15 protein-coding genes are annotated in these 14,042 nt (G+C 75.1%); 9 read left to right on the top strand and 6 right to left on the bottom strand.

Translation table 11 applies throughout. The features are described 5' to 3' along the window. The first annotated feature begins 32 nt into the window (after positions 1-32). Together D7044_RS00275 and D7044_RS00270 are read left to right on the top strand one after the other, a co-directional pair. Positions 33-1,040, top strand: a complete 1,008-nt coding sequence (locus D7044_RS00275) for a LysR family transcriptional regulator (protein WP_120682277.1) — start codon at positions 33-35, stop codon at positions 1,038-1,040. Positions 1,041-1,059: 19 nt separating this feature from the next. Then, entirely contained in the window at positions 1,060-1,305 is a 246-nt protein-coding gene (locus D7044_RS00270; RefSeq protein WP_120682279.1) for a hypothetical protein, read from the top strand. A gap of 20 nt (positions 1,306-1,325) precedes the next feature. On the opposite strand, the gene D7044_RS00265 is transcribed toward D7044_RS00270, so the two are convergent. From D7044_RS00265 to D7044_RS00255, 3 genes are read right to left on the bottom strand one after another with little or no spacing between them, the layout of a single operon-like run. After that, the gene (locus D7044_RS00265) at positions 1,326-1,676 is read right to left on the bottom strand and encodes a DUF3140 domain-containing protein (protein ID WP_120682281.1); all 351 of its coding nucleotides are present in this window, start codon (positions 1,674-1,676) and stop codon (positions 1,326-1,328) included. Beyond that, on the bottom strand, positions 1,676-1,894 hold the full coding sequence (locus tag D7044_RS00260; RefSeq protein ID WP_120687595.1) for a hypothetical protein: 219 nt from the start codon (positions 1,892-1,894) through the stop codon (positions 1,676-1,678). Before D7044_RS00260 ends, D7044_RS00265 begins: the two co-directional genes overlap by 1 nt. Then, positions 1,891-4,449: an ATP-dependent Clp protease ATP-binding subunit gene (locus D7044_RS00255; protein WP_120682285.1), complete on the bottom strand. Its 2,559-nt coding sequence runs from the start codon at positions 4,447-4,449 to the stop codon at positions 1,891-1,893. The genes D7044_RS00260 and D7044_RS00255 overlap by 4 nt, the downstream gene beginning before the upstream one ends. 262 nt (positions 4,450-4,711) lie before the next feature. On the opposite strand from D7044_RS00255, the gene D7044_RS00250 reads away from it, so the two are divergent. From D7044_RS00250 to D7044_RS00230, 5 genes are all read left to right on the top strand, one after another. After that, positions 4,712-5,173 carry a hypothetical protein gene (locus tag D7044_RS00250; protein ID WP_233564822.1) on the top strand — a complete coding sequence of 154 codons (462 nt, stop codon included), beginning with the start codon at positions 4,712-4,714 and terminating at the stop codon, positions 5,171-5,173. A gap of 99 nt (positions 5,174-5,272) precedes the next feature. Continuing rightward, positions 5,273-5,533 (top strand): hypothetical protein, encoded by a 261-nt coding sequence (locus D7044_RS00245; RefSeq protein WP_120682287.1) that lies wholly within the window; start codon positions 5,273-5,275, stop codon positions 5,531-5,533. A 9-nt stretch (positions 5,534-5,542) separates the two neighbouring features. Next, complete coding sequence (locus D7044_RS00240) at positions 5,543-6,640, top strand: hypothetical protein (protein WP_233564821.1); 1,098 nt, start codon at positions 5,543-5,545, stop codon at positions 6,638-6,640. After that, positions 6,633-9,302: an FtsK/SpoIIIE domain-containing protein gene (locus tag D7044_RS00235; protein ID WP_120687880.1), complete on the top strand. Its 2,670-nt coding sequence runs from the start codon at positions 6,633-6,635 to the stop codon at positions 9,300-9,302. Before D7044_RS00240 ends, D7044_RS00235 begins: the two co-directional genes overlap by 8 nt. Next, positions 9,299-9,964 carry a hypothetical protein gene (locus tag D7044_RS00230; protein WP_120687594.1) on the top strand — a complete coding sequence of 222 codons (666 nt, stop codon included), beginning with the start codon at positions 9,299-9,301 and terminating at the stop codon, positions 9,962-9,964. The genes D7044_RS00235 and D7044_RS00230 overlap by 4 nt, the downstream gene beginning before the upstream one ends. A 44-nt stretch (positions 9,965-10,008) precedes the next feature. Here the strand turns inward: D7044_RS00230 and D7044_RS00225 are convergent, their stop codons facing one another. Both D7044_RS00225 and D7044_RS00220 read right to left on the bottom strand, forming a co-directional pair. Further along, a complete protein-coding gene (locus D7044_RS00225; protein ID WP_120687593.1) occupies positions 10,009-11,289 on the bottom strand; it encodes a cupin domain-containing protein in 1,281 nt (426 codons plus the stop codon). Positions 11,290-11,292: 3 nt separating this feature from the next. Next, positions 11,293-11,583: a hypothetical protein gene (locus tag D7044_RS00220; protein ID WP_120682293.1), complete on the bottom strand. Its 291-nt coding sequence runs from the start codon at positions 11,581-11,583 to the stop codon at positions 11,293-11,295. A 216-nt stretch (positions 11,584-11,799) separates the two neighbouring features. Between D7044_RS00220 and D7044_RS00215 the strand changes: the two genes are divergently transcribed. Further along, positions 11,800-12,549 (top strand): PIG-L deacetylase family protein, encoded by a 750-nt coding sequence (locus tag D7044_RS00215; protein WP_120687592.1) that lies wholly within the window; start codon positions 11,800-11,802, stop codon positions 12,547-12,549. Between the two features lie 7 nt (positions 12,550-12,556). Next, positions 12,557-13,309 carry a DUF72 domain-containing protein gene (locus D7044_RS00210; protein WP_120687591.1) on the top strand — a complete coding sequence of 251 codons (753 nt, stop codon included), beginning with the start codon at positions 12,557-12,559 and terminating at the stop codon, positions 13,307-13,309. A 36-nt stretch (positions 13,310-13,345) separates the two neighbouring features. On the opposite strand, the gene D7044_RS00205 is transcribed toward D7044_RS00210, so the two are convergent. Further along, the gene (locus D7044_RS00205; protein ID WP_120682297.1) at positions 13,346-13,774 is read right to left on the bottom strand and encodes a DUF2267 domain-containing protein; all 429 of its coding nucleotides are present in this window, start codon (positions 13,772-13,774) and stop codon (positions 13,346-13,348) included. Positions 13,775-14,042 lie beyond the last annotated feature (268 nt).

The raw sequence follows: 14,042 nt of genomic DNA, 5'->3' as shown, positions 1-14,042 counted from the left end.
GGAGAACCGGAGCGGGGTCATACCGTCACGGTATGAATCTGGAGCTGCGACACCTTCGGGTGGTGTGCGCGATCGCCGAGACGGGAAGCGTGACCAAAGCGGCGTCGACGCTCGGCCTGGCCCAGCCGGCGCTCACCGCCCAGCTCCAACGGATCGAACGCACACTGGGCGGCCCACTCTTCGAGCGGGACCGTCGCGGCGCCCGGCCGACCGCGCTCGGCGAGCTCGTGCTCGCTCGGGCCCGGGTGCTGCTGCCCGCGATGAAGGGGTTGCAGGACGAGGCCGCCCGTCTCGCGGGGGCGACGGACGCGCCCCGGCGGTACCGGTTCGGCGGGGTGAACAGCCCATTCCTCGGCCGGCTCGTGCACCGGGTCGCGGCCGCGCAGCCTCAGGCGCAGATCACCACGTACGCGTCCTGGTCGGTGGACGAGCTGGCGCAGCTGGTCGTCGGCGGTCGGCTGGATTTCGTGCTGACCGGCGTCTGCGGCGACTCCAGCCCGTCGGCCGAGTGCGGGCTCAGCTGGCGGGAGGTGTCGGTCGACCCGGTGCTGGTGCTCTTGCCGGAGTCGCATCCGCTGGCCGAGCGGGAGGAGGTGCGGCTGGTGGACCTGCGGCACGAACAGTGGGTGGCGGCGCCGGGCGACGGCTGCTTCGGCGACTGCTTCGCGGCCGCGTGCGCCCGCGCCGGCTTCACGCCCCGCAAGCTCTACGAGACGGATGTGCGCGGCTGCGTGGACCTGGTGGACGCGGGCGAGGCGGTGGCACTCTGCCAGGCCACCTTCCGGCCACCCGCCGGCCTGGTCACCCGCCGACTGGCCGGGGTGCCGCTGCGCTGGCGGTTGATGTTCGGCTGGCATCCCGACTCCCCCGCGGCGCGGGCCGCCGAGTGGGTACTGCAGACGGCGAAGGCCGCCTACGACGACTCGCTGGCCCCGCACCCGGCGTACCTGGCCTGGTTGGTGGCGAATCCGGAGTTCGGCGTGCGCCGGTCGGCCGTGCTGGCTCCGGTCGCCGACGCGAACGGGGTGCGAACCGCGTAGCGACGGGTATCAGGGCCCCATGACCGACGTTTCTCCCGCCGCGGACGACCGTGACCTGCTGCGCCGTGCCGCCGCCGCGCACACCGCCGCCGCCCAGGACCTCGAGGCCTTTCTGCGCCGGCTGCCGGAGGTGCCGGGGCCGGCGGAGCTGACCGAGTACGCCAACCTGGTGACCCGGGAGGAGCGGATGCGCGCCGACCGGGAGGCGGCCGCCGACGCCGCCGGGCTCACCCTGGGCAGCCTGGAGTCCGACCAGGGCACCTGAGGCGGGGCGGTCGCGGCCGGTCAGCGTTCGATCAGGATGTCGTGGCCGAGGTCCAGCAGGGAGTGCCGCCACTCGTCGTCGGCGTTGCCGCGCGGCGGCCGGGCGTCCACCAGGGCCTGGATCCGGTCGACGGCGTCCTGCATCACCTCGATGTCCTCCGGGGTGAGGTCGACCTTCCGTTTGGTCAGCACCTTGAGGATCTGCCGCCCCGGCTCCGGCAGGTTCAGGTCCGGGTCGGGGCCGAACGCCTCCTCGCCCGAGCCGCGGGTCAGCAGCCACTGTCGCAGCTGTTCGGACGGGACGTTGACCTGGGCGTGGAAGTCGTCCCAGAGCACCGCAACCTCGGGATCGAGCCGCTGCTCGCGTACCATCAGGTCTCCTCTCCGGGTGGCGGCCCGGACGTCTCCGGGTCCCCTTCGTCGGTCTTGCGGCGCCAGCCTTCCGCCGGCATGCGGACCCGCGCCGGGTTGGCCGTGGGCCGGGCCTGGATAGGTTCGGGGTGTTCGGCGTCCTCCCGGGACTCCTCGGTCTCGGCAGGCTGCTCCGCCTCGGGAGGCTGCTGCGGCTCGGGCGGCTCCGGGCGACTCATCGCGGATGCGACGTCGTGGCCGCGGTGTAGCCTCGCTCGCCGGCGCCGACGTCGAAGGTGAGCGCGCCGTCGCGAGCGTCGACAGTGACCTTCTGGCCGGGCGAGATCTCCGACGCCAGCAGCATCCGGGAGAGCTGGTTGTCCACCTCCCGCTGGATCACGCGGCGCAGTGGCCGGGCGCCGAACTCCGGCTGGTAGCCGTGCTCGGCGAGCCAGTCGACGGCGGCGGTGGTGACGTCCACCTCGATGTCCTGGGCGTGCATCCGGCGGCGGGTCTCCTCCAGCAGCAGCTCGGTGATCTGACGCAGCTGCGCGGCCTCCAGCCGACGGAAGATGATCACCTCGTCGATGCGGTTGAGGAACTCCGGCCGGAAGTTCTCCTGCAGCCGGCGCATCAGCCGGTCCCGCAGCTCGTCGCTCTCCTGCTCGCTGCCCGGCTCGCCGGCGCCGAAGCCGACGGCACGCTGCGCGCCGGTGATCAGCTCCGAGCCGAGGTTGCTCGTCATGATCAGGACGGTGTTCTTGAAGTTGACCGTCCGACCCTGCCCGTCGGTGAGCCGCCCGTCGTCGAGCACCTGGAGCAGGATGTTGAACACGTCCGGGTGCGCCTTCTCGATCTCGTCGAGCAACACCACCGCGTACGGGCGGCGGCGGACCGCCTCGGTGAGCTGCCCGGCCTCCTCGTAGCCGACGTATCCCGGCGGCGCGCCCACCAGACGGCTCACGGTGTGCCGCTCCTGGAACTCGCTCATGTCGACCCGGACCATCCGGTCCGACTCGCCGAAGAGCGCCTCGGCGAGGGCGCGGGCCAGCTCGGTCTTCCCGACGCCGGTCGGGCCCAGGAAGAGGAAGCTGCCCATCGGCCGCTCCGGGTCGGCGAGACCGGTACGCGAACGGCGGACCGCCTCGGCGACCGCGGAGACCGCGTCGTCCTGCCCGACCACCCGCTCGTGCAGGTGCCCCTCGAGGCGCAGCAGCCGGTCCCGTTCCTCCTCGGTGAGCTGGTTGACCGGGATGCCGGTGGCACGGGACACCACCTCGGCGATCTCCTGCGGCCCCACCTCGGGCACCTGTGAACCGCCGTTGCCGTCCTCGCCGTGCGCCCGGCGGACCTGCTCCTCCAGCTCGGCGATCCGGTCGCGCAGGGCGGAGGCGCGCTCGTACTTCTCGTCGGAGACCGCCTGCTCCTTGTCCCGGCGTACCTCGTCGAGCTGCCGCTCCAGGTCCCGTACGTCGGCGGCCGGGGTCCGGGTGCGCAGCCGGACCCGGGCGCCGGCCTGGTCGATCAGGTCGATCGCCTTGTCCGGCAGGAACCGGTCGGTGACGTACCGGTCGGAGAGCTCGGCGGCGGCGATCAGCGCCTCGTCGGTGAAGCGCACCTGGTGGTGCGCCTCGTACCGGTCGCGCAGTCCGCGCAGGATGGCGATGGTGTCGTCGACGCTCGGCTCCGGCACCAGCACCGGCTGGAACCGGCGGGCGAGCGCCGCGTCCTTCTCGATGCTCTTGCGGTACTCGTCGAGCGTCGTCGCGCCGATCACCCGCAGCTCGCCGCGGGCCAGCGCCGGCTTGAGCATGTTGCTCGCGTCCATGCCGCCCTCGCTGCCGGCGCCGCCCGCCCCGACCAGGGTGTGGATCTCGTCCAGGAAGATGATCAGCTCCTCCCGGTGGGCCCGGATCTCGTCGATCACCTTCTTCAGCCGCTCCTCGAAGTCACCGCGGTAACGCGTGCCGGCGACGAGCCCGGCCAGGTCCAGCTGGATCACCCGCTTGCCGAGCAGGGTCTGCGGCACGTCGCCGTCGCAGATCCGCTCCGCCAGCCCTTCGACGATGGCGGTCTTGCCGACACCGGCCTCGCCGATGAGCACCGGGTTGTTCTTCGTACGCCGAGAGAGGATCTCGACGGCCTGTTCGATCTCGTCGGCGCGGCCGATGACCGGGTCGATCTGGTCGTTGTGGGCCAGGTCGGTGAGGTCCTGCCCGTACTGGTCAAGGGTCGGTGTGCCGCGGTCCGGCTTCGGGCCGGTCATCGGCCCGCGCTCGGCGTTGGCGGCCTGCAACGACTCGGGTTGGATCCGCCCCGCGGCGAGCATCCGACCGGCCGGCGACTCCGGGTTCAGCGGCAACGCCATCAGGATGTGCTCGGGGCCGATGTAGTTGGCGCCCATCGCGCGGGAGAGCTGGTGGGCGTCGAGCAGCGCCCGCTTCGCCGCCGGGGTGAGCGACAGATTCGGCGGCACCTCCCCACGGGGCGCCCCGTCGCCCTTGCCGCCGAGGGCGTTGAGCAGGGTGTCCGGGTCGGCGCCGGCCCGTCGTACCAGATCGCGCAGCGGCTCGCGTTGCAGCGCCGCCCAGAGCAGATGGTCGGTGTCCAGGTCGGTGCTCTGTCGCTGCGCCGCGCGCCGGGCCGCGTCGGCCAGCGTCTCCCGCGCGTCGGCGGTCATCAGCCGAGTGATGTCGACCCGGTGCGGCGGTCGGCGCCCGCCCTCGCCACGGCCGAAGTACCGGGCCAGGAACTCGTCCCAGGGGTCGGTGCCGAAGTCGCCGGGTCCCATCATCTCTGTCCTCCGCAGTAGCGTGCGGCACGGTCGGCAGGGGCTACCCGGCGGTCGGCCCGACAAACGCCGCGCGGAGGCCGCCGGGGCGGGCACGACGGCCGGTCCCCGCGTCGGTGCGGTGGCGCACGGCGCGCCGGTGGCGGCGGTTCGGCGGCGCGCAGCGCGCCGGTGGCGGCAGCGCGGCGCGCCGGTGGCGGCAGCGCGGCGCGCCGGTGGCGGCGGCAGCCGGGTCGGCGGGCGCCCGCGGTGGCAGGCTGGGGTGATGGACGTACGGCCGCTGCTGATCGTGGACGCCGCGAACGTTGTCGGCTCGCGCCCGGACGGGTGGTGGCGGGACCGGGCCGGGGCGACCGCCCGGTTGCGGGACTCGCTCGCCGGGCTGGGCGAGGTCGGGCTGCCCCCGCAGCTGTTGCCGCCGGTGGTGGTGGTGCTGGTGGTGGAGGGTCGCGCGCGGGACGTTGCGGCGGTGCCGGGCGTCGAGGTGGTCGGCGCCCGGGGCTCGGGCGACGACGCGATAGTCGACCTGGTCCGCGCGGCCCCGCAGCGCCGGCGCGTCGTCGTCACGGCCGACCGTGAGCTGCGCAATCGGGTCGTGGCCGAGGGGGCCGAGGTGTACGGGCCGCGCTGGCTGCGCGAGGGTTCGGAGGGCCGCATGGCGGGTCCGGCGGTCCGGGCGCAAGATGCGGCCAGTCCCGCCAATCGGACTCCCGGCGCTTCAGGGTGACAAGCGGTCACCGGGGCAGGAACACTGACAGGGCGGATGACTTCCCGCCGTACCCATAGGCTCTAATGAAAGCCTCCCTGCCCCCAGGAGGTAACCCCCGTGGCGAGCGTCGCCGAGCTCAAGGCAGCCATCGACGTGGCACTCCAGCAGATCGGCGACGGCCAGAGCGCCGTGCAGGCCGCCGGCGAGAAACTCACCGAGGCGCAGCAGACCCTGGCCGGGGCGCTGGAGGGCAGCGGGCACGAGACGGTCGAGGCGGCACAGGCCTCGCTGACCCAGGCCGGTCAGGAGCTGGAGGAGTGCCTCGCGGCGACCCTGGTCGCCGTCGAGCAGGCGCAGCTCTACGTCGCGGCCCTGTAGGCGACGGCCGTGTCGATCGTCGAGGATGTCGGCGCCCAGGTCCGCGCCGCCGCCGAGGAGCTGCCGCTCGGCCTGGTCGCCCAGGCGTTGGAGAAGTTCGGGTTGGCCAGCGAGCGACTGCGCTGGGTACGTCAGGAGTCGGCCAACCCGATGGGGGTGCCGGAGCTCTCCTCCGCCACCGAGCACATCGAGACCGCCGGATACGCGTTGCGGCTGGCACAGGAGCAGCTCGCCGCGTACCTGGCCGCCATCGGGCTCGGCGCCGGTGGCACCGCCCCGGCCCAGCCACGCGACTCCGAGCGGCCCCGGCACGACGCGCCGCGGGACGCCGCCCCGGTCGTCGTACCACCCGAGCCGGCCGAGCAGGTGCGGCTGCGGCGGTGGTGGTCGGTACGGGTGGCGGAGCTGACCGGCGGCGCGGAGGGCGCGGACGAACCGGACGAGCAGATCAACGACTCCACCGAGCTGCTGCGCCGGGTGGTGCGCGGGGTACGCGCCGGTGACCGGGACCGGCTGCGTACCGAGCTGCGCCGGGCACACGCCGACGTCGGGCTGGGCATGGCCGCGCTCGCCCCCCAGCTGCTGCGGGAGTTCGCCACCGAGCTGCTCGGCCATCCGCCCCGCTCGGACGATCTGGGCCGGCTGCGCAGCGCCCTGGACGGTCGGGTGCGGGATCTGCTGCCCGGCCTACCGGCGCCGGTGCTGGAGACGCTGCTGACCCGGCTGTGCCGGATGCCCCCGCCGCGCCGCTCCGGCGAGGCCCCGCACGCCGCGGACTCGGCGGTGGCCGGCGGTGTGCTGACCGGCGTGCTCCTCGCCCGTCTCGGGCGGGACCTGCCCGAGGCGGCAACGGCGGATCGCCGGGCGACCGGCGACTCGGCGCCGACGGGCGCAGGCAACGGCGGCCGGGCGGGCGAGCGGGTCGGCGCCGACCGTGGTGGGCGTTCCACCCCGGGTCGGGCCGCGCCGGGCGAGCTGACCGGCGCCGGCGCGAACCGGGCGCAGTCGGGTGGGCTTCCCGACCGGACGGCCGCGGGCACCGGTACCCGTCCGCGGCGGCCGGGTCCGTGGGTCGACGCGCCCCGGCGCCGGGGCAGCGATGGCTGACCGGCGCGCGCAGCTGGTCAGCCGGGTCCGGGGCACGCTCGCCGACGCGCTCGGCGCGGCCCGCACCCGGCTCTTCGCCGCGCAGACCGAGCTGGCCGCTGGGCGGGAGCGGCTGACCCGGGTACGCCGGGCCGCCGCCGAGGTGCCGGGGCGGGTCGGCGCGGAGCGCGACCGCCGCCTCGCCGAGATCGACGAGCGGCACGCCGCGCGCATCGCCGAGCTGGCCCGGCGGGCCGCCGACGCCGCCCGCTGGGAGGCGCCCGGCGCCGCCGCCGAGGAGTGGTCCCGCTGGCGCGCCACGCCGGCCGAGCGGTCCGAGCCTCCCGGCGCGCTGCGGATCGGCACCCTCGGCATTGCGGGCGCCGAGCCGGTGCCGGCCCTGGTGCCGCTGCTCGATGCGGGACACGTCGAACTCTCCGGCGCCGACCGGGACGGCTGCGACGCGGTGGTCGGCGCGCTGCTGCTGCGCGCCCTGGGCCGGACGGACGCCGGCACCGTCCGGTTGATGGGGTACGACCCGGAGCACCTGGGTGGCGGGCTGGCCGGTTTCGCCCCGCTCGGCACCGCCGGCTTGCTGACCTTCGTCGGGCCGGGTGGGCTGGGTCGGTTGCTCGACGACCTCGTCGAGCAGATCCGCCGGATCAACGAGACGGTGCTGGCCGGGGAGCACAGCTCGCTGCGGGAGTTGGCCGCCGCGACGGGCCGCCGGCCCGAGCCGTGGCGGGTGGCGGTGCTGCTCGGCGGCGACGAGCTCTCCCGCCACGAGCGCGGCCAGCTCGACCGGGTGGTCCGTACGGGCGCGGCGTGCGGGGTGCACCTCGTGGTGCGGGGCGTGGCGCTGCCGGACGATCCGACGGTCACCCGGGTGGTGGCCGAACCGGACGGCGCGCGAGTCGGCGCGTCGCCGGGGCTGCCGGTCCGGCTCGACCCGCCGCCGCCGGCGCCCCTGGTCACCGAGACCTGCCGGGACGTGGCGGCCCGGGTCAACGCCGGTCCCGCGCCGACGCCCTTCACGGACCTGCTGCCGCCGCCGGAGCGGATGTGGCGGGAGGACTCGGCCACCGGCCTGACGGCACCCATCGGCGAGGGGCCGCAGGGCCGCCCGGTGCTGCTGACGTTGGGCGACTACCCGCCGCACGCGCTGATCGGTGGCCCGTCCGGCACCGGCAAGACCAACCTGATCTTCACCTGGATCGGGGCGCTCGCCGCCCGCTACTCCCCCGCCGAGCTGGAGTTCTACCTGCTCGATTTCAAGGAGGGGGTGTCGTTCGCCCGGTTCGCGCAGGGCCGGCGTGACCCGAGCTGGCTGCCGCACATGCGGCTGGTCGGGATCAACGTCAACACCGACCGGGAGTTCGGGCTGGCGCTGCTGCGGTTCCTCGCCGAGGAGCTGCGCCGGCGCGCCGACGCGGCGAAGAAGCACGAGGTCACCAAGCTCGCCGAGCTGCGCGCGGTGGACCCGACCGGCCGCTGGCCGCGCATCGTGGCGGTGGTCGACGAGTTCCAGATGCTGCTCGCCGGGCGCGACGTGGTCGCCCGGGAGGCCGCCGAGCTGCTGGAGGACCTGGCCCGCCGGGGTCGCTCGCAGGGCATCCACCTGGTCCTCGCCTCGCAGGACGTGCGCGGGATCGAGGCGCTGTGGGGGCGGCCGGCGCTGGTCGCCCAGTTCACCCTGCGGATCGCGCTGCCGAAGGCACTGCGGATCCTCGCCGAGCGCAACGACGCCGCCCAGTCGCTGCCGCGCTGGCACGCGGTGGTCAACGCCGAGTCGGGGCTGCCGGAGGGGAACCAGGTCGCCCGGATCCCGTCGGCGAGTGACTGGGAGACCTGGAGCGGCCTGCAGCACCGGCTGTGGCGGATGCGCCCGCAGGACGCCGCGCCGGCCCGGCTCTTCGACGGTGACGCGATCCCGCGGCTCGTCGACGCGCCGGACTTCCGGGCGCTGACGAGCGGCGACGGTACGACCCGGGGCCCGGTCGCGCTGCTCGGCGAGATCATCGACGTGCAGGCCCGGTCGGCGGCCTTGCGGCTGCCTCGCGCGCCGGGACGGAACCTGGCGGTGCTCGGCACCCGGGTCGACGAGGCGTGCGCGGTGCTCGACGCGGCGGCCCGCTCGCTGGCCCGGCAGCACCGCCCGGGCACGGCACGGTTCTCCATCGCCTGCCTCGACCCGGACGCGGACCCGATCGCCCGTGCCCTCTACGAGGAGCTCGCCGAGGACGCCGCCTGGTACGACGAGGAGACGGTCGCCGAGCTGATGACCGAGACGGCGGACGGGTTGGCGAGCGCCGGCGATCCGCACTACCTGCTGCTCTTCGCGGTGGACGCGGCGGCGGGCGCGTTGGCCGCCCGAGCCGGGGGGCGTACCGGGTTGGAGCGGCTGCGCGGGATCCTGCACGACGGGCCGGAGCGGCGTACGCACGTGCTGGCCTGGTGGCGGGGCGTGGCCCGGATGCGGGCGGACCTGGGCGGCCCGGCGGCGCGCACCGATCAGATCGGCGCCTGGGTGGCGCTCGACACGCACGGCGGCGAGCTGGGCTCGTCGCTCTATCCGGGCACCGGTGGCCCGGATTGGTACCCCCGCCCGTGGCGTGGGCTCTTCTTCGACCGAGCGGTGCACCGCACCGGCCAAGTGATCATCCCCTATGGACCGTCCCGATGAACCAGCCGGTTGCCAGCGAGACGTACGCGGCGCAGGTGCGCAGGCTCGCCGATGTCAGCGCCCGCGTGCACGCCCAGCGGGAGGAGGCGCAGAGCTGGCACGAGCGGCAGTGCGTCGCCGCGGACCGGGCCGTCGCCGAGGCGGAGGAGCAGGTGGAGCGGGCCGAGCGGGAGCTGGCCGACGCGCGGGAGCTGCAGGAGCGGGTGGACGCGGAGGCGGCGCACCTGTGGCAGCTGCTGCGTGAGCGGCTCGGCTCCGCCGGGCGCCGGCTGACCGGGGCGCCCGCGCCGACGGCCGGCGTCGACGCCGATCCGGTGCTGCTGCTGGGCCAGGTGCGCGAGCTGCTCGACCGCACCCGCCAGCCGGGTGAGCTGCCCGGCTCGGTCAACCCGCTGCTCGCCGCCTGCGGCGTGGCCGGCGCCGTGCTGGCGTACGCCCTCGGTGCGGTGGCCCGTGCGGCCGGGGTGGGCTACGGCGGCGACCTGGCGGTCGGGATGCCGGTGCTGGCGCTGGTGGTGACGCTCTTCGGCCCGCTGGTCGGGTTGGTGCCGGCGAAGATGCTGGCGGATCGGCGTAATGCCGTGCTGGGTCCCCGCCCGATCACCGTGGTGCTCGCCGCCGGGCTGGCGGCCACCGTCCTACTGCTGGTCCTCTTCCGCTGACCGGCGCGCCGGTCGTCGACCGGGCGGCTGGTCGGCTGCTCGGCTCAGCCGGGGACGACCACCGCCTCGCGGAGCAGTCGGCGGGCCAGCACGAGCCGGTCGGCGTCGTCCGGCAGGCCGGGCAGGTCCCCGACCCGGCCGACCGCGCCGGTGAGCAGGGCGCGGACCGCCGGTTCGCACTCGGCGGGCAGGCTGACGGTCCGGTCGAACAAGCGCAGCGCGACCCGGTCCGCGGCCTCGGGGACGAGCTGCCAACGGAGCCCGGGACGCAGGGTGAGCCGGCTGTCGACGTCGAGGGTGTCGATGGCGGCGGCCTGGGCGAGCGGCCGGATCGGCGCCGGGCGCGCGGCCGGCCAGGACCGCCGCCGCAGCCGGTCGGCGAGCGCGGTCGGGTCGACGCGCAGCAGCCAGTCCCGCAGCGCCTCGACCGTCTCGGTGAGCTCCGGCTCGACGGCGTCGGGGTCGGAGAGGTCGATGCCGAGCGGCAGGCCGGCCCGCAACCGGCGGTCCTCGACGGCGAGCGCCAGCAGCTCCTCGACCAGCGCGTAGCGGGTGAGGGCCCGCACGCCGACGGTCAGGTGCAGCGACGAGGACTCCTGGGCCTGCGCGCTGTGCAGCCAGCCGCGGGGCAGGTAGAGCGCGTCCCCCGGGGCGAGCACCACGTCCAGCGCGGCCGGCCCCTGCGCGGTGGCGGCCACCTCGTCGGCCCGGCCACCCCAGGACTGCTTCTCCAGCGGGTCGGGCAGCACCGGCGGGTGGATCCGCCAGTGTTTGCGGCCGTCGACCTGCAGGACGAAGACGTCGTGGGTGTCGTAGTGGGTGGCGAAGCCCTGGTTTCCGGCCGGGGTGAGGTACGCGTTGACCTGCAACGGCTGGCCGATCGCGAGACCCAGGTCGCGGGCGAAGTCGATCAGTGGCGGCCAGTTGCGGTGCAGGCCCTGCAGCACCAGGGTCGCGCCGGCGGCGTACTGCTCCAGCACCCGCTCGTCGAGCACCTGGTCGCCGATCTCGGCTCCGGCGCCGCCGCCGCCGGTCCAGCGGACCGGCGGCACGAGTTCCCCGTCGCGGGCGATGCGCAGGAAGGGGGTGCGCAGGCCGCGCCGGCTGAGCAGCTCGTCGGCGTCGCCAGGGCTGAACAGGTCGGTGAAGCCGGCCGGGTCGGGTAGCTCGTCGGCGCGGGAGAGCAGTGGGGTCTGGCCCCAGTGCGCGGCGGCGAACTTCGCCGGTTCGACGGCCACGCACCGGGCGAGCGCCGCGGACGCGCTCGCGGGCTGCGCCGCCGGGCGGCCGTGGCCGCCCGGCGGGTCGAGCTGCGTGACGCCCATCGCTCAGCGGGCGGGGCCGTCGGCGCCGCCGTCCTGCTTGCCGGGGGTCGCGCCCCCGTCGGCCGGTCCCTCCGCCCCACCGTCGGCGCCGCCGTCCTGCTTGCCGGGCGTCGCACCGCCGTCCGCCGGTCCCTCCGCGCCCTGGTCCGCGCCGCGGTCCATGCCGCGTTCGGCGCCCTGGTCGGCGCTGCCGTCCGCGCCGCCGTCCCGCTTGCCCGGCGTCGCGCCACCGTCGGCGGGGCCCTCGTCGCCTCCGGCGCCCATGGTGGTCATGTCGTCGTCGCTGAGTGCCATCGGTGCTCCCTCGTGCCGGCCCCGCCGTACGCCGGGGTCTCTGTGCAGCGAGTGCTACCCCCACGCTCGCTTCCTAACCTCACGGTAGACGTCCGACATGGCGGACATCGGTGGTTCGGGGTCAGCGTCAGATCGGCCGCGGAACGCCGGTCTCGGCGGCAGCGGGGAGACGGCCGCGGTGGCAGGATGGGGCGGACGAAGGCGCAGGAGGTGTCGATGACCGAGCCGGCCGTGACTCCACTCGAACCGGTGACCGAGCAGTGGCAGCGGGCCCTGGCCGTGGTGGCCCACCCCGACGACCTGGAGTTCGGCGCGGCGGCGGCCGTGGCGCGCTGGACGGGGCAGGGCAAGCAGGTCGTCTACTGCCTGGTCACCAGCGGCGAGGCCGGTATCGACGGGCTGGCGCCGGAGCAGGCCCGCCGGGTCCGCGAGCAGGAGCAGCGGGCGTCGGCGGCGCTCGTCGGGGTCGACACCGTCGAGTTCCTCGGCCTGCCCGACGGGATCCTCGAGTACGGTGTGCCGCTGCGCCGGGCCCTCGCCGAGGTGGTGCGCCGGCACCGTCCGGAGATCGTCATCACGAACAACTTCCGCGACACCTGGGACGGCGCGTACGCGCTGAACCAGGCCGACCACATCGCCACCGGCCGGGCGACGCTGGACGCGGCCCGTGACGCGGGCAACCGCTGGATCTTCCCGGAGCAGTTGACCGACGGGGTGCAGCGGTGGGACGGGGTGCGGGAGGTCTGGGCCGCCGGATCGCCGCAGGCGACGCACGGGGTGGACGTCACCGCGACGTTCACGCAGGGGGTCGAGTCGCTACGGGCGCACTCGGCGTACCTGACCGGGTTGGGCGACGGCGGCTTCGACGCCGAGGAGTTCCTGGAGGGTTTCGCCCGGCCGATCGGCACCCGCCTCGGGATCCGCTACGGTGCCGCGTTCGAGGTCTTCCCGCTGCAGCTCTGGTAGTCCGGCGGTGATCCTGCTCGGCACGTCGGGATGGCAGTACCGCGACTGGCGGGGCCGGTTCTACCCCGACGGCCTGCCGCAGCGGCTCTGGCTGGAGCACTTCGCCGAACGGTTCGCCACGGTGGAGGTGAACAACGCCTTCTACCGGCTGCCGGAGCGGGACACGTTCGCGGCGTGGCGCGCCCGTACGCCCGACGACTTCTGCGTGGCGGTGAAGATGAGCCGCTACCTCACCCACATCAAGCGCCTGCGGGATCCGGCCGAGCCGGTGTACCGGTTCCTCGACCGGGCCTCGGCGCTCGGCGACCGGCTCGGGCCGGTGCTGCTGCAACTGCCGCCCACCCTCGCCGCGGACGTTCCGCTCCTCGACGCCACCCTGCGCCTCTTCCCGCCGCAGGTGCGGGTGGCGGTGGAGCCGCGGCACGCCTCCTGGTGGACCGCCGCCACCCGGGCGACGCTGGAGCGGCACCGGGCGGCGCTGGTCTGGGCGGACCGGCTCGGCCGGCCCGTGACGCCGCTGTGGCGTACCACGGACTTCGGCTACCTGCGCCTGCACGAGGGGCGGGCCCGCCCGCACCCGCGCTACGGCCGGGCCGCCCTGACGTCGTGGGTGCGCCGGCTCGCCGACACGTTCGGCGACGCGCCCGTGTACGTCTACTTCAACAACGACCCGGGCGGCGCGGCGATCGCCGACGCGGTCGCCTTCGCCGCCCGGCGTCGCCGGGACGGACTTCAGGTGAGCCGCGTCCCGGCGGGGTGACCCGCCCGCCCCGGAACGGGGCGGGCCGGCGTCACCTCACGGCATCATCCGGGCGAGATCCCGCGGCATGGTGTCCTTGACGTCTTCCCACTCACCCTGGGTGACGTGCCGGCGCAGCGTGTCGAGCACCACCTGCACGACCCGCTCGGTGCCGCCCTGCACGTCGTACGGGAAGCCCTGCCGCACCTCGTAGAGGAAGTCCTCCCGGTTCAACTTCACCGGTACGTCGGACGGCTTCCACCCGTCGAAGTAGATGCCCCGGACGAGGATCGGCAGTTGCTGCGCGAACTCGACGCTCTCCTGCACCGGCATCCGGTCCCGCAGCAGGTGCAGCACGGTGCGCAACGCGGCATAGGACTGGTTGCGCTGCTCCTTGGGCCAGCCGTAGGCGCTCTCGATGTCCTTCAGGATCAGGTTCGTCTTGTCCAGCGAGGACTCGACCGCAGATATGAACTGCTCAGCCATCTTCCCACCCCCGTTCGTCGTTGACCCAGCGTCGATCGTCGTCGCGCCGCGGCGGCCCCGCCGGGCCGGGCCGGGCCCGAAGGGGGCTCCGTCGACCCGCCTGCCGGGCTGCGCGCGTGTCACGCGACCCACCGACCACGTGCAGCACGGCCCCGCGTCGCGGATCCATCACCACCCGAGCCGTCATTGCCGGTCACCTCCTCGTGGTGCGCCGGTCGCCGCACCGACCGCACGCAGCCTCCACGGTGTCCCGCGCCCGGGTGACTCG

This window comes from Micromonospora musae, from assembly GCF_003626635.1.
In the GTDB taxonomy this organism is placed as follows: domain Bacteria; phylum Actinomycetota; class Actinomycetes; order Mycobacteriales; family Micromonosporaceae; genus Micromonospora; species Micromonospora musae.
This window is presented reverse-complemented; position numbering and strand designations above follow the sequence as displayed.